This is a genomic window from Fibrella rubiginis, assembly GCF_017353185.1.
GTDB lineage: Bacteria > Bacteroidota > Bacteroidia > Cytophagales > Spirosomataceae > Fibrella > Fibrella rubiginis.
The window spans coordinates 106,916-130,224 of sequence record NZ_JAFMYV010000013.1 but is presented as its reverse complement, the minus strand read 5'-3'; the positions used below and the strand labels follow the sequence as shown (position 1 = coordinate 130,224).

The window sequence follows — 23,309 nt, the reverse complement described above, 5'->3', positions numbered from 1 at the left end:
ATGGTTATGGATTACCCAGCAGGTAATTGATGTAAAGGATAGATTGATTGAACTGATTGAGCAGATCCAAGTAGTTCGACCGGATGGTCAATGCCTGTTGGATCGCCAGCGAAAACTCCACATACCCGATGTCGCCACTGCTGAATGCCCGCCGGGCGTTGGTTTGGATCAGCGTTGCCTGAGGCAGTCCGTTGGTTTCGTAGTACGTGAGCGCATCACGATATTGCTCGTATTGGCGAATAGCCTGCTGTAGTTGCTGCTCCAGCGCAAATTGTTGATTCTGTAAATCAGCCTGTGCGATCTGTTCGCCCACGCGGGCTGCGTTGATGCGGGCTTTCTGTGCTTTACCCAGCAAAGGCAACGTGACACCCACCTGCCCCCCGTTGAAACGGTAACCCGGACCAAAGTAGAGTTCGTTGCCGTTGATAAGCTGGCTACCAATTAGCGTCTGACTAAACAAGCCGACGATAAAATCAGGCTTGAGCCGCGCCTGCTCGACCAGCCGATTTTGCTCGGCTACTCGAATTTGTTGCGCTAACTGGCTCAACAGCGGGTTGCGCGCTAGCGACGCGCTATCGGTTGCCATCGTTAGGGTCAATTTGGGTAGCGGCTGCGAGACGGCTTCAACAGGTTGAGGACTGTATAGCAGTGTTTGTAAGCGGGTGCGGCTGGCCGTTACGTTGGCTTCATTCTGTGCCAGTCGAACGCGTTGATCCGCTAACTGGCTTTCGGCAGTAGCTTTCTCTAAACTTCCCGTTTCGCCCACTTTATAGCGCAGGTTGGCGGCTTTAACAAACTCGGTTAATACCGTGTCCTGCTGTTGGAATAGGATGCTCTTCTGGTACAGGTAATTCAACTCGTAGTAGGCTGATTTTACCTGATACTGCACGTCGTTGCGTGTTACTATTACCCCCACTTCCCGCGCACTAACGGCCCGGTCGTTGAGATCGCCCAATCGTCGCATCAACGTGGGGTTAGGTATTGTTTGGGTGACCGTCAGGTTATTGTCGAACCGACGGGTGTTGTACTGCCCCAGCATCGCTACTGCCGACAGCCGCCCGGCATCGTAGGCCGTTCGCCGGAGTGCCTGCTGCTGGGTGACACCCAACCCGGCTATCTGTACCTGCGCATTTCGACTGGAAGCCTGCTGAAGGGCCTGATCCAATGTAATGGATTGCATCGGAGCCACCTGCGCCCAGCTACTGTTTGCGATCAGCAGGAATAAAACAGTGGAGACGACCGTGCTGATAGGCTTGGAAGTCGACGCAGCGGCCTGTGCTTCTTTTGCCAATGCTTTTTTCTCCATCAGCGAATACAGGATAGGAAGCACGATCAGGGTTAGCAGGGTGGCCGTCAGCAAACCACCAATGACGACTGTAGCTAGTGGTTTCTGAACCTCGGCACCGGCTGAGTTGGAAATGGCCATCGGGATAAAGCCGAATGAAGCCACCAAAGCCGTCATCACAACGGGCCGCAGCCGGACCTCAGCCCCTTGCCGGATGATCTCGGTCATGTCGGTTAGGCCCTCTTCGTGTCGCAGGCGGTTAAATTCGGCAATCAGCACGATTCCGTTAAGAACGGCTACCCCGAACAGCGCAATGAACCCGACCCCGGCTGAGATACTGAACGGCATTCCGCGCAGGAGCAAGGCAAACACGCCCCCGATGGCAGCCATTGGTATTGCCATGAAAATGAGCAGACTCTGACGTACCGAGCCAAAGGTGAAAAACAACAGGGCGAAGATCAATGCCAAGGCAATGGGCACAGCAATACTCAGACGCTTCTTGGCATCCACCAAATTCTCAAACGTACCGCCGTAGGTGATGTAGTAACCCGATGGAAATTTGAGACGTTGTCCAATCTTCTGCTGCAACTCCGCCACGATGCTTTCTACGTCGCGACCCCTCACGTTGAAGCCCAGCGTGATCCGGCGATGGGTGTTATCGCGCTGAATCTGGTTCGGGGCTTGTTCGACCGAAATTTGAGCAATCTGGCTTAAGGGGATCTGCTGACCTGTAGGCGTAGCTATGTACACATTACCGATATCGTCCACACTTTGTCGCTTGTCGGCGGCTAATCGAACGACTAAGTCGTAGCGTTTTTCACCTTCAAACACCTGTCCGGCAGACTGCCCGGCAAATGCTGTGTTAATGACCCGATTTACGTCGGCAATGTTCAGGCCGTATTTAGCAATCTGCGCCCGATTGAGGTTAATCAATATCTGTGATAGCCCACCTACCTGCTCGGTATACAGATCCTGAGCACCTTGAATACTTCGCACGGTATTGCCGACCTCGGATGCCAATTTCTGGAGTTGCTTCAGGTCATCACCGTATATCTTGAGGGCCACGTCCTGCCGGGCACCGGTCATCAATTCATTAAAGCGCATCTGAACGGGTTGCTGGAAACCAAACGTCACCCCCGGAATCACTGACAGAGCTTTTGCCATCTTACCAGCCAGTTCGTCGCGGTTTGCGGCCGATGTCCATTGGTCTCTCGGTTTAAGAATGACCATCAGGTCGGAGGCCTCAATCGGCATAGGATCCGTGGGGATTTCGCCAGAGCCAATCTTACCCACTACCTGCTCAACTTCGGGAAACTGTCGAAGCAAAATTTGCTGGGCTTTAGTCGTTGCATCTACGGTTTCCGACAGCGAGCTGCCCGTTAGGGTGCGGGTGTCGACGGCAAAATCACCTTCATCTAATTGTGGGATGAACTCCCCCCCCATACGGGAGAATAGAAATACGGCTACTACCAGCAGAGCTACAGCACTTACTAATATAACCAGCCTATGCTTGAGTGCGCCCAACAACAGGGGTTCATAAACCCGTTGAATGCGCTTCATGATTTTGTCGGAGAACGTCTCTTTGTGGACAATCTTTTTACTAAGGAACAGGGCCGACACCATCGGTACGTAGGTCAGTGAGAGAATAAACGCGCCCAGAATGGCAAAGGCTACCGTCAGGGCCATTGGCCGAAACATCTTGCCCTCAATGCCCGACAAAGCCAGAATGGGCAGATACACGATGAGAATGATAATCTCGCCGAAAGCCGCCGAAGAACGGATGCGGCTGGCCGACTGAAAGACCTCTTCATCCATCTCGTCCTGCGTCAGCGTCTTGTCTTTATTTCGGAGTGTAATATGGTGCAGGGTGGCCTCTACGATAATGACGGCCCCGTCCACGATCAACCCAAAGTCGATAGCTCCCAGACTCATCAGGTTGCCCGATACGCCGAAGAGGTTCATCATGGAAATGGCGAATAGCAGGGCCAGCGGAATCACCGAAGCCACCACAAACCCCGCCCGGAAGTTGCCCAGTAGCAACACCAGTACGAAAATGACAATGATGGCCCCTTCCAATAGGTTGTGCTCAACCGTACCGATGGCACTGTTGACCATTTTGGTGCGGTCCAGAAATGGCACGATTTGTACACCCTCTGGCAGCGTCTTCTGAATTTCGGCGATCTTGTCTTTGACCCGCTTGATGACCGCCGACGAATTCTCGCCTTTAATCATCATCACCAACGCGCCTACCGTTTCACCCTGTCCGTTACGAGTAACGGCCCCGTAACGAACCGCCGATCCGATGCCTACCTGCGCCACGTCGCGTACCCGCACGGGAAGCCCCTGGTTGTTTAGCTTGACGACAATATCAGCAATGTCATTTGTGGACGTAATCAGGCCGTTTGAGCGGATGAAATAGGCATTTGGCTTTTTATCAATATAGGCCCCTCCCGTATTTTGATTATTCTGTTGCAGCGCCGTGAAAATGTCTGTAATCGTCACCCCCACGCTCCGTAACCGGTCGGGGTCAACGGCAATCTCGTATTGCTTTAGTAACCCCCCAAAGCCGCTGACATCGGCCACGCCGGGCGTACCCAGGAGTCCCCGGCGAATCGTCCAATCCTGGATCGTTCGTAGATCAGTGAGCGAATACTTGGCTTCATATCCTTTTTTGGGTACGACTGTGTATTGGAAGATTTCGCCCAAGCCCGTCGTCACCGGGGCCATTGTGGGCGTACCCACGCCAGGCGGAATCTGACCCGCCAGGTTTTGTAGCCGTTCGGCGATTTGCTGTCTGGCCCAGTATACATCCGTCGCATCGGTGAAAACGACCGTAACGATGGACAGGCCAAAGCGAGAGAAAGACCGAATTTCGTTCAGGCCAGGAATGTTAGATAACCCAACTTCAATAGGAAACGTGACTAACCGCTCGATGTCTTCGGCAGCCAGTGAGGGACTTTGGGTGATGACCTGCACCTGATTGTTGGTGATGTCCGGCACAGCGTCAATCGGTAACTGCGTTACTGACCAAACGCCCCAACCGATTAGGGCCAGCGTGAACAAGCCAATAATTAGCTTATTGCGGATGGAAAAATTGATAATGGCGTTTAGCATCAGGTATAAAAAGCAAAATGGCTATGTACAACTGGCGTTGAAAAAGGCGGGGCAAAGTCCCTAAATGTGGGATTTGCGAATTTGCCCCGCCAAATAGTTTATTAGGCAGCTACGTGTTCTAAGTCAGGGCGATTCCAGTGCCGAGTGCCTACGATATCCACAAACTGTTTTATGGCCTGCTGCTGATGGGCCGCGTGTTGCTCAGCGATGACCCCCAGCTTGTGATGAAAGGCTTCCGTTGGCAGCGCAGCCGTTAGCAGGTCTACCCCCTCACCTGTAGCAGCGACGGGTTTACCATGCTTGTAAGCCTGCGCCACAAAAACGTGGGCATCACCCTTGTGCTGTAGAGCTGCTGCGCCCGGACCGCCCACAACAAACACCGCGTCGTAGAGGACAGAACTACTATTAGCCAAGGTTTTGGTAACCTCCAGTGTACCCCCGTGTCCCTGAATTCTGCCTATGTGCAGACCTACCAGATCACTTTTCGACCCAGCCCGTTGTAGCGCTTCCTGTAGCGTGGCTACCTGCCAGCTATCGACATCGTTCGCTACCAAAATGGCTACCTTACGCCCTTTGGCACTGGTCGGCTGATCTTGCATACTCAGTGCTTTCGATTGTTGAACGCCACCCGATGCCGTTGTTTCTGATGTTGCACCCGCTAGCAGATGCACCCCAGCTATTGAGTCAGCGGTACCCCGTGATTGAGCCGGATTGTGTCCATCCGCAACCAGTTCACCTAGGGCTGATGCGACTTGTTCCGCCAGCACGTGATTGATCTGGAGCAGGTGTTTCAGCATTCGTTGCCGGACCGTGCGGGTTTCAACCATACTCAGCTCAAATTGTAGAGCCTTGACGATGTGTTCCTTTTCGGAACCGCTCATGCTGTTCCAAAACAACTTTGCCTGCCCGTAATGGTCATCAAACGATTGACTGCGCGCCCGCACTTTGGGGCCATTGACCGACGCGGGATAACTAACAAACCCGCCCCGCGCTGGGGTAACTTCATCGGGCGAATGCCCGTCGAGCGAGGCCGGGGCGTAGGAGACGCGGCCTTTATCAATTGTATGCCGCATCTGGGCATCACGCTGATTATTGGAGACCGGGCATCTTGGGCGGTTGATGGGCAACTCGGTAAAATTGGGGCTACCGAGCCGACTCAGTTGCGTATCCAGATAGGAGAAGTTACGGCCCTGTAGCAATGGGTCATTGCTGAAGTCGATGCCCGGCACCACGTTGGTGGTATTGAAGGCGACCTGCTCGGTTTCGGCAAAGTAGTTATCCGGATTGCGGTTGAGCGTCATTTTGCCCACCCGCCGAACCGGCAATAACTCTTCGGGCCACAGCTTGGTGGCATCCAGAATGTCGAAATCGTATTTCTGCTCGTCGGCTTCGGGCAGGGTTTGAATGCCCAGTTCCCATTCCAGGAAATTGCCCGCTTTGATGGAGTCCCACATGCTTCGCCGGTGAAAGTCGGCATCTTTACCCGCAATTTGTTGCGCTTCATCCCAGACCAGCGAATGCACACCCAGCAGCGGTTTCCAGTGAAATTTGACAAACGTGGATTCCCCCTTGGCGTTAACTAAGCGGAACGTGTGAACGCCGAACCCTTCCATCATCCCGAAGCTACGGGGAAGCGTCCGGTCGCTCATGATCCACATCACCATGTGCATGGATTCGGGCGTTAGCGAGATGAAATCCCAGAATGTATCATGCGCCGTTGCCGCTTGCGGAATCTCGCGATCCGGTTCTGGTTTGGCCGCGTGAATCAGGTCAGGAAATTTAATGGCGTCCTGAATAAAGAACACTGGTATGTTGTTACCCACAATGTCCCAGTTTCCTTCTGTCGTGTACATTTTTACGGCGAAACCACGCACGTCGCGGGCAGTGTCTGCTGATCCCCTTGATCCGGCAACGGTCGAAAATCGGACAAATACCGGTGTCTGTGCGGATGTATCGGTCAGCACTTTGGCCGTAGTCAGGTCTTCCAGCGAATCGTAAAGCTGGAAGAAACCGTGGGCAGCCGCCCCGCGCGCATGAACGATCCGTTCGGGTATCCGCTCGTGGTCGAAGTGCTGAAGTTTCTCGCGCAATACGTAGTCTTCGAGCAGGGTCGGACCGCGTTCGCCAGCCCGAAGCGAATTTTGGTCGGTGGCAATGGGCTGGCCTACGTTAGTAGTCAGCGGTTCGTGATTCGACGTTTTTAGCGGGTGTTCCGCTGGTATGGTAACCGCTGGCTCAGGAGTTGACTGACCATTTGTTGCGGAATGAAGCTGATGCTCTGATTGTTGGGTCGTTTCCATGATGAATCGTTGATTGAAAAGGAAATTGGTTGGGTGGGGGCATGTGCCTCCACCCACCGAAATTTATTGCATGTGTACTCGTAACTGCCACACCTGCTTATCGAGGGCGTAGCTGAGTTCCTGAAGCAGGTTTGAAGTCGTTTCATCGACCTGACTAAGCTGCTCGATTCGTTGACGGACCCGCGTTGCCACCTTATAAATCCGCTCCGTCATTAGCTCAAGTACGTGATGGTCGGCCAGGTAACCGGCTGGGAATTCGCCCAAGTTTGCGGTTTGAGCTATCACGCCGGTACGTCCGTCGATGGGCGCTCCGATGTGCAAGGCCCGTTCAGCAATCCGATCAGTAAATTCGAGTTGAATCGTTGCGTACTCGTCCAAATTTTCGTGCAAGGGGAAGTAGAGCGGCCCCCGCAGATTCCAGTGACTTTGTTTCGTGCTGTGGTAGAGTTCAAGCAGTTCTACTACCGTCGCCTGAAGCAGGCCGGTGACCATCTCTTTTCGCTCGGCTTTATCAGCCTCGAAAGGTACCCACTTGTCCGCTTTCTCATTGCGGTAATTCCCGAGTTGAGCCGGGGCCTGTTGCGCCAGCGTTTTCTGTTGGTTTTCCATGATTTATTTTGCGTGTAGTTCTGTGAAAATGAATTGTTTAAGCAGGGCGAGTTAGTGCAAACCAACTCGACCCACCAATCCCTGCTACTGCATGTGGACACGGAACTGCCAGACCTGCTTGTCCAACTCGTAACTCAAGTCCTGAAACTTGTTCGACGTTACTTCGTCGCCATTTTTAGCCGTGCTCTCCACGCGTGAACGTACCCGTTTGGCAATGGTGAAAATGCGCTCGGTCATGATGTCGAGCACCTGTCGGTCCGATAGGAAACCAGCCGGAAACTTGGGCAAGTTGGCCGTTTCAACAATGGTACTCGTGCGGCCATCTGTGGGGATGCCAATCTGCAATTGGCGTTCAGCAAGCAGGTCGGCGTACTTGCGGTACGTGTCGGCGTACTCCTGTAGCTGTTCGTGCAGGGGCAAATACAGCGGCCCGCGCAGGTTCCAATGCGACTGCTTGGCATCGTGAAAAAGCTCCAACAACTCTACTACCGTTGCCTGCAAATCGGCGTTGATGGCCTGTCGCTTTTCCTGCTCCAGCGGAATCCAGGCATCGGCCCGCTCATTGCGGTAGTTGCCCAACTGTGAGCCTGACGGTGTACCCGGCTCGGTTGTCGCCCCGGCGCGGGGTTGATTGGTATCGCCCGCCCGGCGGTTTTGAGCCAGCACGGGCTGGGCCATCAGAGCCAGAGCACACAGGCCACCGGCGACACACATTTTCAGTGTTTTACGCGTCTCAACGCTTGACTGAATTTTCATAAAATTGAGTGTTGAAAAATGAAACTGAACTTGAACTGTTTATAAAAAGGTACTCGGTACTCGCAAGGATGGGGCTACCGCGTAGCCGGGGTGACCGATTGTTCGGTACGTAGTTCCTGGTGCATAATCAGCCCACCTAAACGGCCTACATTAGCCATCAGGCCGAAGGTGACAAGCGACGTCAGGAAGATGAGGGCTGGTAACCAGGCCAGTTGTTTGGCCCGTTGCCAGACTAAAGCCAGTAGTGACAGTCCACCCGTCAGGTACATGCCAATGTTGGCCCAGTCAGCCGCCTGTTCATGAGCATGCAAACGCTGTTTGTCGAGCGCGTTGATGGACTCCAGATAATGCTCGGCACTTTCACCGGTTTGGTTCGTGATGGCCGTAGCAATGCTCATCAACACGAAGAGGCCAAATCCGAGCTTGATCACCATTTCGTTACGTCGAAACAGCCCGTAGCCCAGCACGAGGGTAGCCATCAGGCCACCAATAATGGGTAAATGATTCACCAGCAGGTGCCAGTGTGCTCCATTGATTGTCATAAATAATTGTAGGATTGAATTGGTTGTACAGCAGGGGGTAGGCTCAAAAGCCTACGTGGGTGCGTTTCGTTGCCGGGGCAAAAGCCGCAACGATACAGACTGGTATAGCCCATTGGGTGCTAACGAACGTAGCACGACGGAACAAAGCGCAGGATGAATCCTCAGCTAAATCGCTGTTTTAATGGCAAACCAGTACACCGATTGAAAGTGGGGCCTACGAGGATGTGTGCTCACGTTAAAATCGTGAGGACGCACGTAGGCCAGGGGCGGCAGGAGACTACCGTCGGGGGGGATTAATCAACGCGAAAACCGCGAGGAACGAGTACAGGTCTGCCTTACGGAAGAACACCGCAGTGGAGGGCATCAGAACCTGCATCAGATTGGGGGCAGCCAGACGCAGCGTAGTTGGCGCGTAAACAGGCACCGAATGACCGCTTGACGGTAGATTGTGGTGACTGTGGCTGGGGTGTTTCTGGTGTTCAGAATCGGCCCCGTAATGCATCTTCAGAAAATTAGCGAACGACAGGGTAGCGTCGGCTTTTCGGTGTTGCTGGTAGTGTTGCACCAGATCGCCCCAGTGGGCCGACTGGTCAATGCCAAAGCCGGGTAGTAAACTGCCTCCCAGCATCCAGCACGCCAACACAAATGCAACAATCGATTTCATGATTCTCTACTATGTTACAGGACTAACGATCCTAGAGAGACAAAGTTTCCCATCTGTCTCGTATTTCTCTAATTTAGAAATAATCTAATGCTATACTAAAACTGTTCGTTATAACGCACTAACTATCAGTTGCATTACTGATACATAATTATTGATTTTGCAGGGCCGCCTTGTTGTAAGCTAACGAGAATTTGATCATGAACGATTCCTCCGTTAGCACCATCATCAGCGACGGTCTTTCTACGTTATTATCGCTCATCTTAATCGAAAACTCGCCGGTAACCACTAACCAATCGCCTTTGTCAGCCCGGATGCCGTCTATTATGATTAGCTTAGTCACGCCGTGAAAGAAAAGATTACCCCGGATACTGAGCTTATCGCCCGCCTGATCGATACGCGTACTGGTAAACGTAACACGGGGGTACTTGATGCCTTCTACAATCTCAATGGTGTGCGAATCCCGGTTCGCATTTTGGCTGTCGAAGGAGGCAATCTTTGCCGCGACAGCTACGGCCTCGATGCGGTCTGTCGCGTCGTTATAAACCACTGCACTTTGCACGTCGTGGCTTACGCCATCCCAGGTATGCATGGGATGGCGCATCGTGTAGGTCATGACGGATTTGGCTTTGTCAGCAATGAGTTTGCGCGACGTCATTGGTGCAGTAAAGGCCAGCAGAAACAGTATTCCGACACCAAGCAAGGGAGCAAAACTTGAGCGATTCATACGTGAGCGTCAGATTTTAATGGCGATGATTGACAGCGCGAAAGCCCCGAACGTCGTGTAGGCCGCTGCCCGATGATAGGGCTTCAGTTCAGGATGCTGTTGGAGCGAACCGGCCAGTACATTCGTCGCTATCATACCGGCGATGTGAACCATTGCCAGGTATTTATGTAACTTGATCGAACTTAACCCCCGCCGTTCATCAAGCATTTTGGGAGGAGCGGTTAGAGACAGAAGGGCAGTAGTCGTATATGTAACGTTAACTCCCGTTGCCAAGGCACTATGTACGTTGAGCAATCGGCTGTATTGATCGCCGGTCGCATTGTACAGCTTGGCCCCAACAATGCCCTGTGCCACAAAACCGGCCAGCGTCACGAAGCCCATCACCTGATGACCGACCAACATGGTACGCCGGATTTTCAACTCTTTAGCCCGGCCTTCTGCCGTGAGTGGAGCCAGATCAGTAACACGTAGTAACCCTTTTGGCCCCCAAAACACCCGTTGCGTAAAAATCATTTTATGCGGTAGCAATGGCTGTTGTTCGGTGCTATCGACCAAGTCAGCGAGCAGATTGTTCGTCGCCGTGACGGGCGCAGCCGTGTCGGCTGGAATAGCCACCGGTGCAGTTTGGGCGTAGCTTCGGATCAGTGCAAAACACCCGATCAGTAGTAATGTGAAAAAGATGCGCATAAATCAATTGGATAGGTAAAAGCGCAAAACGCATCGCCCGACCACAGACGGGCGATGCCATTCATCAGGAAATTGTTAGAACGTTACCGGATTGAGTAACTTTATAGACCGTCAGGCCCCGGCTCCCATTGGCGTTGAGACCTTTGCCCGATAGGTCGAAGCGGGCACCATGAGCTGTGCAGTAGAATTCATTATTTTGCAATTGAACCTGCCGCTGACCCTCATGGCTGCACACGACCGTAGCCGCTACGTACCCCTGCGTCGTGTTAGCTACCACAATGTTGTTGGTGATAACATACCCGCCGACGTTCTTAAGGGCGGCATTGGACGCACTGGTTAGATCAACAGTCACCGGACTGTTTAGCGGTGTGGGGGTTACGTTGGCACCCGCACTACACGAAGTGAGTGACTGTCCGGCGCAGTAAACAGCCATCAGGGCTGCCCCCTGAAAACCTAATTGGCGAAGAAAATCATGACGGCTCAGTGCGTCGGTCTTGCTTACTTGTGACATACAGATAGCGTTTAAGCGGAATACGCCATTTCTCTCTCGTACCGTTGCCTGCTGCTTCAAAATTTATAGCCGCATCTTAAGGCGATACTTGTTTCTGTTTCCGTTGCCATACCGTTCGCGTCAAGTACCACCGACATTGACTTACCATCTTATTTTAAATCCGCTCCGTAATCGCCGTTTTCGCTACGACCTCCTCAATCTCACTCATGTCGTCTATGATGTAGGCTGGTCGGCCCTTCACCTCAACGAACGTTTTGCCTAAATAGACCCCGATGATACCGATCATAATGAACTGAGCCCCGCCGATGAGCGATACCAGCACGACCAGCGTTGTCCAGCCGGAGACGGTGGCATTGGTAAAAAAGTATTCGTACAGCACCTCCATGCCAAATAACGCAGCAAACCCCGACATGCTAAAGCCGAGCAGGACGGACAGGTAGAGCGGCCTGGTGGAAAACGAGGTGATGCCCATAGCGGCTAATTTCAACATCTTGCCGAACGAGTATTCAGAGCGACCGGCGTAGCGGGTAGCTGGCTGATAAAGGATGCGGCACTGTCGGAAACCAACCCACGAGATAGCCCCGCGCAGGAACAGATCGTTCTCCTTAAACTGATTGATGGTATCGACTATTTTACGGTCGAGCAGCCGGAAATCTGCTACTCCATCTTCAAGTTGCAGGTTTGAAACCCAACGCAATAGGCTATAGAACGTTTTTGAGGTGGTGCGCTTGAACCACGAAAGCGACGGGTCAGACTGCCGAACGGTGTAGACAATCTCAGCTCCTTCGAGCCATTTTGCAATCAGGGCCGGGATCAATTCGGGCGGGTGTTGCAGATCAGCGTCGAGACAGATAACAGCCTCGCCACGAGCGTGTTCATACCCAGCTCGCAGAGCCATCTGGTGACCGAAGTTGCGCGAGAACGACAGGAACCGGACGACCGGATAGGCCGCAGTTAGTTGCCGCAATACGACCCGAGACTGATCGGTACTGCCATCGTCAATGATCAGAATCTCGTAAGTCCCGTGCGGTTCCATTATGGCCATAAGACGGTGGATCACAACGGGCAGCGTCTCCGCTTCGTTAAACGCCGGTACGACTAAGCTGATCATGTGTCATTATAATAAGAATGTGCTCGTATGGTCAATGTCGGGTAATAACACTACTGAGATCGAATGAACTGGTTGCCACTTCCGGTAGGGTGGTTATAATTGAACTCAACGGCGGATGATAGTACTGGGTGACGTAGTAACGAATCTGTGTTTCGACAATTCGCATGGCATTCACCGGCTTATGGTAGCCATAACAGGCAAGTGGCCCAGCATAGGCCGAATAGTCGATCCGTCGAACAAACGGTTGGCATCAGCCGATGATGCGGACTCCCGAGCATTGGCAGATGGGTTTTTTACATTGGCAAAAGAGCCGTTAGTGATGTAGTGCAGGGCCGTAGCCAGACATGCTTCGTTGGGATCGCCCCAGTCGCTGCTCGGACCATCAACAACACTCACATCTACCGGAAGGCCGTTAAAATAATCGCCCACATTTTTCGCATTAACTGTTCGGAAAGCAATAGGGGCCAGTACATAGTCCATGACATTAAAGCCGTACATGCCAACCGGCTTGCCGTGGGTAACAGACCCGATGGTTTTCACATCTAAATACGGCTTCAGGTTATTAATCAGCAACTCGCTGGCCGAGGCCGTCCCCGAGGTAGTAATAAAAAAAACGCGGGATAAATTAAGGCTACCTGTTTTAGCAAAGTTCACCGTTTTGTTCCAACCGCTCAGTTTAGCGTTATGAAAGGTCGAATACATGGGTGAGGAACCAACCGACACGGGAGCCAACCGGTTTGCCAGGTACTCCTGTGTGCTAACGTCACCTCCGCCATTGTACCGCAAGTCAACAATCAGGTCGCTGACGCCTGCTGACTCAAATCGGTTCAGGGCCGTAGCTAACTCCTGCTGGGAGGGCGTTCCCGTAAAGCTATTGAAGACTAAGTACCCAACCGTCTTGCCGTTAACAGAGTAGGTATTGCTATACAGCACCGTGTTGAGGGTGTAGTTGGTCACCGTCAGCGGCATGCTTGTCACGGTGATTCCGTCTGGCTTGTCAAAACCAAATGTTGTAGAGGTTGCCGTACCGTAGAAAGCATCAACAATGGCGGTGCTCGTCATCGTCTTCACATCCTGACCGTTAATGGTCGTTAGTTTCCAACCGCGTTTAACGCCCGCTAAACCCGCTGGTGATTGGGCGTACACGTAACGTACCCGCAGGTCGTTGTTTGCGTCATACTTAATCCAGAAGCCATAGTCACCGGTTTGCCCGTTGGCAAAATAACTGTTGAAGGTAGCCGCTTTCTCGACGAATGACCAGCGGTCGAGCGGCTGCACGGTCCGTAAGGTATCCATTTCAATGGTTGGGTCTGTGAAAGCCCGTGTATTGAACGTAGCGGGCAACTTGTCGTACCACAGATACATGTCCTTCATGTACAGGTATAACGAGTCGCGAATATCGGGGGTCGTCGTAGCGACTGTGGTTACAGGTGTTACTGCGTCAAGAGCCGCTTTATGGCAGCCGCCTAGCGACAACAGCCCCCCGACGATGAGCAGAATAAGGATTCGGTTCATGCACGTAGTTGAAATTGGGTAAACGAATCTCTGTAAAGAAGTAAAAACTACTGAGCCTTACGGCCCGTGATCCAATTATGATACACCGTACTGGTTGCAGGGTCTGTTTGCTGTTCATCAATGTTGAGCGTGGTGCCATCGGCAGTACCAATCTTCTGGTTGCTCAAATACATATCGTAGCCACTGCCATTGGCCTGCAAGCGTGCCGACCCAATAACCGAGGTTTGATCGCTGTAACCCGTCACTTTGATCGTCTGCGTCAGGAAGATCACGGCGGCTGAGTCGCGCCGGGCGGTCATGGTACCCGACAGGGTGTTCGAGCCAGCCGTGTAGGGCAGGGTATACTCATACAATTTAACGCCCGCCGAATCGCTTCGGACATAGGTGAGCGGATACGTGCCCGCGACGGTACTTGCCGGATCAGGCGTTACGTCCTGCTTTTTAGCACAGGCAGCCAGCAAGAGCGTGGCTAAGAGAATAAGTGCATATTTCATAGGCTAAATAAAATAGGTGCCGTTCCATTTTGGGAACGGCACCCCGCTGTCTGGGTTAATCAATAAATGAGTCTTAATCAAGTTTCAAAAACTTGCCGGTAGAATCGAACTCCGCTTCGTAGGTCTTACCATTGAGGGTGAATTTCACCTCATACTTAGTCACGGTTCCAGCACTGTCTTTATCGACCGTAGCTGCCCCAAACGTATAGCCCGCGTAATTGGTGGTTAGGTATGTCGTGACGGTCGCGGGCAGGTCGGCCTGCGCGATGGTCGTTTCGCTGCCGTCATGTCCGTCGCCACCCGATCCTTTGCCCTTGTCACCACCGCCCTGCCCTTCAGCGTGGGCGCTCGTGAATGCCCCGGTTCCGTCGAAAAGTACGTCGTAGTTTGCGCCATTATACGTAATGTCCACCATGTAGGATGTCACGGCCCCATTGGTACTGCGGCTGCTGGCCTGCACAAATGCATAGCCGGGATAGGTCGTGCTTAGATACGTCCTGATAGTAGCGGGCAAGGCCGATTGAGCAACGGCAGTGCCCTGCTGATGCCCATCTTCGGTTTCCTGTTTGAGGAACTTACCAGTCGCATCAAACTCCAGTTCGTACTGCACATTATTAATGAGAATAATCACTTCGTACTGCGTGATGGCCCCGGCACTATCTGTTTGAGTACCGGCTCGTACCAACGTTGCCCCGGCGTAGTTGGCCGTGATGTAGTCGATAATTGTTTTAGGAAGGGTTGCCGGATCGACAACTCCGTAAGCAGCTATGAACGTACCCGTTGCGCTTATGTTGGCCAGGCGAGCCTTATTGTTCGCCGTAAAACTGGCCTGGTATGTTTGCAACGATACTTTCGACCAGCTCACCAAAGTGGCCGTCGGAAAATTTTGCTGCAACGATGCCAACACTAAAGAAGGCACCGAACTGGCTACCACCGTTGTACCGGTCGTGGGGGTAATCGACGCATTTTGTTGAGAGCAGGAAGCCAGCAACAAGAGTCCGCCAAGAATGGCGAAGAGTGTGTTTCTCATTTGATTGTACAAAACTGATGGTTGTTAAAAAAAGGTTACGGTGGGCGACTCGTTCGATGCGAGTCAACCCCTGTATGTTCGCGAAGCACACAGCGACGTTTAAACTTCACTGCCCGACGCAAACAGGCAGTCAGCAGTAATAAAGGAGATCACCTTCAAGACATATTACGGACAATGAATCCGTGACCGTTGCCTGAGCGTTGTTATTTTTTCGCCGAAAGTTCGCCTGGTTGCTTCTCCCCAGGTGCTATCCGATGAAACTGCATATTTCGCCCAAACAGGGGCGTTTTCCAGAACCCTCTAACAATAAGTCGGTCGGGGTTTGTCAGCCTGACGGTGGCTTCAAACGTGTGGCCGGAGTTGGGATCATAGACTTTGCCACCGCTCCATTCATCATGCCCTGTGTAGGTTAGCTGTTCAACAATGTTCATCCCCAGCCAAGGGCGACTACGGAGGGCAGGGTTCGGGTTTTCCGTATCGAGTTGCGCGGCCATCGGCGGGTCGTCATCCGCACACAGAAACCAGGCTAAGCGACCGTTGTATTGCCCATTATGAGCGTACATCTCAACGCGTAGGTCATTATCCACCGACTGCCAGATACCCACTATGCGGTTTTCGACCGCAGTACTCGTAAAGCTGGTAAGAATTGATAATCCGCTCAACAAGAGGGCTATCATTACGATACGTTGCCTACGCATAGTTTCATTAAAATTGAAGTTTAAGACCAGTATAAATGCCAAATCGGGTGCTACGGGCCGCGTCTGCGCCATTGAGGTAGTTGAGTCGCCAGATGGCATCAATGGAAAAAAGGTTCAGGATGTTTTCAATGCCTACGCCCGCTTCCGCATAGGGCACGGAGCCGGTAGTACGGAAGGTGTTTATCTTATTGAAATCGCGGTTAGCTCCGCTTAGACTACCCCAGAACAGATTCGCCGTTACCCGCTCCCGAAGGCCGAGTTTGTTAATAAGCGGAATGCGGTCTAAGATCAACCCGCCGAGGGAATAGCGCGTGAGCAGGCTTACGTAACGGTCGGCGGCAAATTCGTAGGGACTCATGCTGTAGAATGCGTACTTGTCAGCCACGTAGTTTGGGTTGCCGCGCGGGATGTGCAATAGCAGTAATGGAACCGTGCCCAGAACAACGCCACCCGTCAGGTTGTAGTAAAATGAACCTTTAAGCGGAGCAGGCATTTCCTGCGACAGGCTGGTGCTCAGTTTCCAGTAATCGAAATAGGTGTTCCGGTAAAGGGGCACGCCTGCCGCTGCGTGAAACTGCCAGACCGGGAAGCGGGTGTACAGCCGCAACTTATCATAGTTCACGATGGCGGTTCGCTCGTTACGGGCATAGCGAAACGTAACACCTACTTCTGAATTATAGAGGGTATTCAGCAACGACACCGATGAGTCAGCCACGTTGACGATCTCGTCAGACGGGGCGTAACTGAATTTAAACGTAGGGGTCATAGACCCGTAGCTGTAATAAGTCTTTACCGACCACAACGGACTAAGGTCCCGTTCGTGCGCGAAACGTACCTGACGCAGAAAATTCTGGTATACCGGGATCGGTTTGCGGAGGGCCAGCGTGAACAGGTTGTCGTTGTCCAACATGTCATCATTAGCTGTCAGGGCATCGTAGTCATTCTTTAGCGTCAGTTCATACTTCTGATAGGGGCTTCGATTGGCTACGTACTTGATACCAACCGTTTCTTTGAACCGTCGGTCGCGGGTGCCATAGGCTACGTACCCCCACAAGCACCAGCGCGGATCAAAACCTTCCATCGTCCAGAGTCCCGTCCGAATCCGTAACCCTTCGGTCAGGTTAGAGCTGAATAGGGAACTGTAAGGACCGAACCGAACCTTGTTACGAACATCCCAGTAGCCAGTGGTAATAAAAGCCGCCATCCGGGTTGTGTTGCGAAACTGCCGGTTGTTCTTAAGCGAATCAACCGCCTGATAGATGGCCCGCTCCCGGGTGGTCAACGGACTGAGCCGGTAGGCATCCGTGAACGTAGCGACTGAGGGCGTGGTTTGTTCGGCGAGCGCGAAGTTGGTGGCCGTAACGCCTTCCGGATTAATCTTGTAATTTCCATACACGCTTGTGCTCTGGATGGTAACCGTGCGGCTTGTCGAGTCAATGCGGGTAGGCAATCCCAATAGCCCAAGCCCGTTTTCAAATCCGTAGCGAAGCGCATTTTTAGTCAACACCCAGACGGTTCCGCGCTCTGAATCGTCAATGGGCAGGTACGTCTGTTGAATAGAGAGGGAACGAATAAAATTGAGGTTCGCCCCCGCATTGGTGCGAATGTTCACCTCCCGGATGGCATAAGATCCATCGTCAATTAGCAAGCTGCCTACGAATCCATTCTCGGTGGTGCTGCGGGGCCGAAAGGTTAATCGGTAGCTATATTTCCCGGCATCAATCAGCGTGTCGGGTTTATCGAACTGATACACGGCGAGACCAATATCCGACGCGGGTCCAACAAAGGACGTTTTCTGGATCGGAATAATACCGTCGTATGGATTAAGCGGTTCATTGAATCGGTCAAGTCGTTGCCCTATCTCATCCGTTTGCAGCCCCAGATTTTGCTCAGAAACCAGATAGGCTGCATCGCTTTGGGGAGAGCGGATGTGGTATTCTTTCCGGTACTGTTCGCGGAAAAAGATGGGAAGCGAGGTACGTGCCGACGAATCATTTTGAAACTGCTGATACACCTTCAGCATGGTGGTGAGCAGCTTACGCTTCTGATTCGCCGACAGGTTTTCTATATCCACCTCCGTGCGGAGGTAATTGTTGCGCGTCCAGCGGGTCAGCCGTTGTGGGTCGTTGGTTCGCTTGTTAGCAATAACCTTCTTCATCAAAGCTTTACCCGGATCGCGGTAACCCGTTACCACCACCTCATCTAACTGACCCGTTACTGTCCGCATGTTGATAATCAGGGTATCAGTAGGCTGGGTAGCAATTGGTACCGTAACCGGTTCATACCCTACTTCAGAAAGCAGCAACGTGTCGGGTAGTTGCTTGATAGACAGAGATAGTAGCCCGTTTTCGTCGGCGGTATTGCCGTTGCGTCCGCGTTTCAGATAGCCGCTGACGAAGGAGACCGGCTTGCCCGTTCCGGCTTCAGTGATGCGTACCGACAGGGTAGGCGCGCTGGGTGCAGTTGTCTGCGCCCAGGTAAAACCCGGCCAGAAGATCCAGCTTATCAGGCAGCACCAAAGGATGTTTTTCATGCGTCAATGTTGGTTGTACCGGCCATCGAATGTGCCGAAGCAGGCTGTGAAATGGGTATGTTGGCGGGTAACTTTGGCGTAGGTCGTCCTTGAAAAGGCTGCATGAGCAGGTGACCGAAGGATACGCCCTCCACTGGCTCGTTGACGGTATCCAGCCCAAACACAATCTGTTCGGCCCGCATCCGGCGGAAGGTGCCGAACAATCGGTCCCAGATGCTCAGTACATCGCCGTAGTTGCTATCGGTGTAGGGCTGCTTTTCGTGATGATGCACGTGATGCATGTTGGGCGTCACCAGCACCCAGCTTAGTACTCGGTCGAGCTGTTCGGGCAAGCGAAGGTGTGCATGAGCCGCTACGTTCGAGACGATTTGAATAAACTGCCGAGCCATAAGTGCCCAAAACGTAATGCCACTGATGAACACCCAAACCGTCAGGAAGGCAAGCCGGATGGCCGTTTCACCGGGGTGCTCCCGCAGGACCGTCGATACGTCTATTGCCGGGTCGGCGTGGTGAACGGCGTGAAACCGCCATAGGTAGCTGTACCGGTGCATGAATACGTGGTAGACGTATTCCAGCAGATCAAGCAGCAGAAATGACAGCGCGAAATCCAACACAGGGTGTTGGTCTACCGGTAGGAGACGTACCAGGCCCCAATGGTGATGGGCTGTCCAGTTAAGCGTATTTAGCAGCGCATAGCCAAAGAAAAGCTGGACGACAGCCCCGGTGAAAACAAACGTAGCGTTGGTTAGGGCATGGTGCCAGGAACGGCCAGTCGCTACGAGCGATTTGGCATGTTCTAACCACCAGAAGAAGGCGATGGATACAGTCAGCAACAGCACTCGGTGTACATCAGGTACGTTGGCAAAATAGCGGATCAGCGATTGCATTGAATTGGGGCTTGGCCTCCGCAAAGGTGGAAGGCGTTTCTGTGGGCAATCTGAACTTGAGCCAGGGCCTCAAGCGTGTTTGCCTTCCCAATTGCATACGGGCAAAATGCCCTCAACCGCTGCCTTCATCAAGGATAAAACTGACACCAAAAAAACGGGGGCTGTCTTCACCATCCGGCATTTGCCGGATGGTGAAGACAGCCCCGCTTGAGCAATGGGGTGCCGTTTAGTTGCTAAAATCAACGTCGGGGCGTTCGAGTTTGCGCCCATTGCGCCGGGAGGTTGCGCCCGGTCGGCCCAACGGCATCTGGAGCGTCACTTTGTAGAACCGCACTTCGCGTCGGTTCATCGACGATTGGAAGATGGTCGGCTGTTCGTAGGTAGTAATAAACCGGCGTGAATTAAACACGTCGTTGACGGTGAAGACTACGCTGGCCCGGTTTTGCATAAAGCTCTTGCGCAGGGCCGCGTCCATCGAGTTGACCGCCTGCCGATAGCCCTGTAGCGACACACCCCGGCTGTCGCGAAAAGCACCTACCTGCGCCGTGATGTTGGCGGGGAACCGGTACGTCAGATTCAGCTTGGCATTATAGACCCACAATTGATTCTGGAGTGTCTCCGACTGAATAGTGAAGTTGCGCAGATTCACGTTACCAATCAGGCTCAACCGACGACCCAGATCGAGCTTGAGCGTTTGGTCAAGACCGTATTGAATATCGGCTTTTACGTTGATGAACGTCGTAACCAGGATCGTTGAATCAGTCGCTGAGGGCTGCGTAAATGGCTTAATGGTGTGATCTTCGTAGATGTAGTAAGCCGTGGCCAGCCATTGCAGTGGCCCCTTCGTGTGCGTGTAGGTCAGTTCGGCGGTATTGACAAACTCAGGCCGCACGGCTGGATTACCAATGGTAATGTTCTGCCGATCATTAGCCTGGATACCAATGAATACGTGTCGGAAGTTGGGACGACCTACCTTACGACTGAGACTCAGGCCCAATTCGGAAGTCTCATTGAGTTTTTTGGTCGCTGAGAAGGAAGGAAAAAATGACTGAAAGAAATTTTGCCCCGTTCGGGATGGGTAATCGTAACCAAAGCGAGTACCATCAAAACGCGAAAGGCCGTGCAGACTCGAATGTTCCAGCCGCAGACCCGCCTGAATGTTGATGCCACTCCGAAGCGTTCGGGTATAGAGAGCATAGGCGGCATTGACAATCTCACGGATATCGGCGTTCTGGGAGTAGGTAGGCAAGAGGGCATACGTACTGTTGCCATCAAGCAACTGATTGAAAAAGTACTGGGTATCACGATTGTAGGTGAAGCTACGTACCCCAAACTCCCACTTGGCCGAGTCGCTCACTGGATGGACGTAATCCAACTGAACCAGGTATTGATTCCCGATGGTACGTCCGTCGATGCGGTCTCGTTCAGGGTACGTAGGCTGACTCGTGCCATCCGCGTTGTAGGAAGTCGTCAGCCAATTGGCCGCGTTCGATACCCGGTTTCGAGTCAACGAGGTCATGAGGGTAAGCTCTTGTCCTTTGCGGGCAAAGCTGTGCTTCCAGTCAAACTCGGCCCCCAGGTTCGTAAAATTGTTCTGTGGGTCAAGGTCACGACTCCCGTAGCCGGTGCGGTTGCCAGCCGCATCCCGGTAGGTGTACTGCTGGGCCGAGACGGTGTTGAATGCCCCGCCCGCCAACGTACCAGCCAGCGAAAAAACGTTCCGTTTGTCGGCGGCATAGTCTATCGCCACGCGGCTGTTCTGGAACTGGTTGTTCAGGTTGATCAGCGTATTCTGGTCGAAATGACTGGTTGGTACTCCCGAACCAGCCAGCCGATTGACGCGGTTCACATAGCCGGTCAGGGGATTCTGCGTAGCGTTCAGACTGTAAAGGGCCGTCACGTTCCACTTGCCTTCGTGCCAGTCGATGTTAGCCGTAGCATCGTACCGGTGGTTGTTGCCAATCCCGACACTGACCATTCCGTTGTACCCCGGCTCACGGTTTTTCTTCAAAATAAGGTTGACGATCCCGCCCGACGTAGAGGCATCGTACCGGGCGGAAGGATTCGTAATCAACTCCACCGACTCAATCTGATTGGCCGGAATCTGGGCAAGAGTTAATTGAGTAGGTTTGCCGTTGACGTAGATGGTTGTGGCCAGGCCGCGCAGGCTGGGATTGCCGCCCTCATCCAGATTGATTGAGGGAACGTTACGTAGCAGCGACTCGGCGGTTCCGCCTAAGCTGGTGAGGTTCTTGCCAACGTTGAACACCCGCTTTTCGGCGTTCATGGTCAGGCCGGCTTTCTCGCCCATCACTTTCACCTCATTCAACAGATGAGCATCAGCGCGAAGAGTAACCATACCCAAATCGGCCCGACCCGGTGTACCCGATAGTACTACCCGCTGGTGAATGGCCTGGTAGCCTACGAATGAAATGTTGGCCCATACGGGCGAAGCGGGCAGGTTGGTCACTACGAAACGGCCCGACGTATCGGTCTGACTACCACCCAGCAGCGTACTATCCCGGCCGGTTTTTTGCCAGACCGCAACAGAAGCAAAGGGCATGGGTTGCTGTGTGCTGGCATCAAGCACTTGTCCGGTTAGCTGCGCCCAGGCCGGACAGAGCGATACAACAAATACGTTGAGTAGAAGTAAAAAACGAGTATTCATCAAAATAGCATATGGGCAGGCGAGATCAAACAGGTTGACCACCAAGATGCCACAAAGGTTCTGTCGAAATCTGAAGCAAATCTGGCATCTATGCACAAACGTAACAGGCTATAGGTTGAATGATTAAATCAACCAGGCCGAATGCCTTCTTTCACCCGTCGAACCGACTGTTTCTTGGAATGAATGCCAGTGCTTATTGCTTTGAAAAACTGTATCAGTGAGGTAAAGATTTTCTAAACTGATACAACAGGTGACCACCTTGATTGACAAAAGATACTTGCAGACTATCGGTATTAGCAGAAATAACGGCAAACCCACCGCTGGCCCGGCTGAAAGCACAACGTGATGAATCTGCTATACTTCCCAATGGCGCACCTCCGCCCCCCGAAATTACGAAGTCAGTCACTCCGCCATTCGATAAATGTTGCAATGTATGAGAGTGACCACTCAGGTAAAGGGGCACTTTATGTTTCTGAAGCAAAGGTAAAAGCTGGTTGATCAGCTCGGGCTGATCGCCATGGTCGGCACCTGCTGAATAAATAGGATGGTGACCAACCACAATGGTACACATTTCGGTGGAATGGGTTAGCACGCTGTCGGCCCACTGTAGTTGACGATCTGTATTTTGTAGAATATCTGGATAAGCCGTCGGAGTCTGACGATACGCGTTGATAAAAGGGCTGGTGTCGAGAATTAGTAGGCGGACAGTTACGCCGTTGCTAACAAAAACCTTTGTGTAATAACGTGCCGGCAACTGCCAGCGCGGATGTTTCAATGCATAATCAAGCTGAGCCTGAACGTTACCCTGATAGTCATGATTACCCAAGGCAATCTCGAACGCTTGGGGCAGACGGCTACCAGAATAGACCTGCTCAAAGCTCAATTGCCATTTAGGATCATTAACGCTCTGTACTCCATTCGTATAGAAATTGTCCCCGGCTAAGACAAGAAATGAAGGCGACAAACTACCCGCGTACTGGTTCAATTGGTCAGCGACGGCCTGTTGGTGAAACAAGCCACCCACGCCCCAGTCGGCAAGTGCGAAAAAAGTTACACTGTTGGGCAGCACCCGTATAGGTAAGGCAGGTGTTGCCAGTTCAGCAGATGGAGATCGGCAGGTAGTGGTTACCAAACCAACCAGTATCAGCCAGCCAAAAATGCTACTCCGACCACGCATACAG

The 23,309-nt window shown here is 52.7% G+C and carries 18 protein-coding genes; all 18 read right to left on the bottom strand.

Translation table 11 applies throughout. The features are described 5' to 3' along the window. Nucleotides 1–4 precede the first annotated feature (4 nt). Nucleotides 5–4,399 carry a CusA/CzcA family heavy metal efflux RND transporter gene (locus tag J2I47_RS22290; protein ID WP_207366826.1) on the bottom strand — a complete coding sequence of 1,465 codons (4,395 nt, stop codon included), beginning with the start codon at nucleotides 4,397–4,399 and terminating at the stop codon, nucleotides 5–7. A 101-nt stretch (nucleotides 4,400–4,500) separates the two neighbouring features. Then, nucleotides 4,501–6,699, bottom strand: coding sequence for a catalase (locus J2I47_RS22285; protein WP_207366825.1), 2,199 nt, complete (start codon nucleotides 6,697–6,699; stop codon nucleotides 4,501–4,503). A gap of 63 nt (nucleotides 6,700–6,762) precedes the next feature. Then, entirely contained in the window at nucleotides 6,763–7,308 is a 546-nt protein-coding gene (locus J2I47_RS22280; protein ID WP_207366824.1) for a Dps family protein, read from the bottom strand. An 84-nt stretch (nucleotides 7,309–7,392) separates the two neighbouring features. Further along, nucleotides 7,393–8,064, bottom strand: coding sequence for a Dps family protein (locus tag J2I47_RS22275; RefSeq protein WP_229374876.1), 672 nt, complete (start codon nucleotides 8,062–8,064; stop codon nucleotides 7,393–7,395). A 74-nt stretch (nucleotides 8,065–8,138) separates the two neighbouring features. Beyond that, nucleotides 8,139–8,606 carry a hypothetical protein gene (locus tag J2I47_RS22270; RefSeq protein WP_207366823.1) on the bottom strand — a complete coding sequence of 156 codons (468 nt, stop codon included), beginning with the start codon at nucleotides 8,604–8,606 and terminating at the stop codon, nucleotides 8,139–8,141. Between the two features lie 277 nt (nucleotides 8,607–8,883). After that, entirely contained in the window at nucleotides 8,884–9,270 is a 387-nt protein-coding gene (locus J2I47_RS22265; protein WP_207366822.1) for a hypothetical protein, read from the bottom strand. A gap of 148 nt (nucleotides 9,271–9,418) precedes the next feature. Next, nucleotides 9,419–9,994 (bottom strand): YceI family protein, encoded by a 576-nt coding sequence (locus J2I47_RS22260; RefSeq protein ID WP_207366821.1) that lies wholly within the window; start codon nucleotides 9,992–9,994, stop codon nucleotides 9,419–9,421. A 9-nt stretch (nucleotides 9,995–10,003) separates the two neighbouring features. Next, nucleotides 10,004–10,681 (bottom strand): hypothetical protein, encoded by a 678-nt coding sequence (locus J2I47_RS22255; RefSeq protein ID WP_207366820.1) that lies wholly within the window; start codon nucleotides 10,679–10,681, stop codon nucleotides 10,004–10,006. A 64-nt stretch (nucleotides 10,682–10,745) separates the two neighbouring features. After that, the gene (locus tag J2I47_RS22250) at nucleotides 10,746–11,192 is read right to left on the bottom strand and encodes a Rieske (2Fe-2S) protein (RefSeq protein WP_207366819.1); all 447 of its coding nucleotides are present in this window, start codon (nucleotides 11,190–11,192) and stop codon (nucleotides 10,746–10,748) included. 154 nt (nucleotides 11,193–11,346) lie between these two features. Then, complete coding sequence (locus J2I47_RS22245; protein WP_207366818.1) at nucleotides 11,347–12,303, bottom strand: glycosyltransferase family 2 protein; 957 nt, start codon at nucleotides 12,301–12,303, stop codon at nucleotides 11,347–11,349. Nucleotides 12,304–12,474: 171 nt separating this feature from the next. Beyond that, nucleotides 12,475–13,818: a S41 family peptidase gene (locus J2I47_RS22240; protein WP_207366817.1), complete on the bottom strand. Its 1,344-nt coding sequence runs from the start codon at nucleotides 13,816–13,818 to the stop codon at nucleotides 12,475–12,477. A gap of 47 nt (nucleotides 13,819–13,865) precedes the next feature. Continuing rightward, nucleotides 13,866–14,312: a hypothetical protein gene (locus J2I47_RS22235; RefSeq protein WP_207366816.1), complete on the bottom strand. Its 447-nt coding sequence runs from the start codon at nucleotides 14,310–14,312 to the stop codon at nucleotides 13,866–13,868. A 73-nt stretch (nucleotides 14,313–14,385) separates the two neighbouring features. Further along, the gene (locus tag J2I47_RS22230; RefSeq protein WP_207366815.1) at nucleotides 14,386–15,342 is read right to left on the bottom strand and encodes a PepSY-like domain-containing protein; all 957 of its coding nucleotides are present in this window, start codon (nucleotides 15,340–15,342) and stop codon (nucleotides 14,386–14,388) included. A gap of 203 nt (nucleotides 15,343–15,545) precedes the next feature. Further along, nucleotides 15,546–16,019, bottom strand: a complete 474-nt coding sequence (locus J2I47_RS22225; protein WP_207366814.1) for a DUF2147 domain-containing protein — start codon at nucleotides 16,017–16,019, stop codon at nucleotides 15,546–15,548. A 28-nt stretch (nucleotides 16,020–16,047) separates the two neighbouring features. After that, entirely contained in the window at nucleotides 16,048–18,573 is a 2,526-nt protein-coding gene (locus J2I47_RS22220) for a DUF5686 family protein (protein ID WP_207366813.1), read from the bottom strand. Continuing rightward, a complete protein-coding gene (locus J2I47_RS22215; protein WP_207366812.1) occupies nucleotides 18,570–19,460 on the bottom strand; it encodes a sterol desaturase family protein in 891 nt (296 codons plus the stop codon). Before J2I47_RS22215 ends, J2I47_RS22220 begins: the two co-directional genes overlap by 4 nt. Nucleotides 19,461–19,686: 226 nt before the next feature. Continuing rightward, the gene (locus J2I47_RS22210; protein WP_207366811.1) at nucleotides 19,687–22,128 is read right to left on the bottom strand and encodes a TonB-dependent receptor; all 2,442 of its coding nucleotides are present in this window, start codon (nucleotides 22,126–22,128) and stop codon (nucleotides 19,687–19,689) included. Between the two features lie 214 nt (nucleotides 22,129–22,342). Beyond that, nucleotides 22,343–23,305 (bottom strand): metallophosphoesterase, encoded by a 963-nt coding sequence (locus J2I47_RS22205; protein WP_207366810.1) that lies wholly within the window; start codon nucleotides 23,303–23,305, stop codon nucleotides 22,343–22,345. Nucleotides 23,306–23,309: the final 4 nt, after the last annotated feature.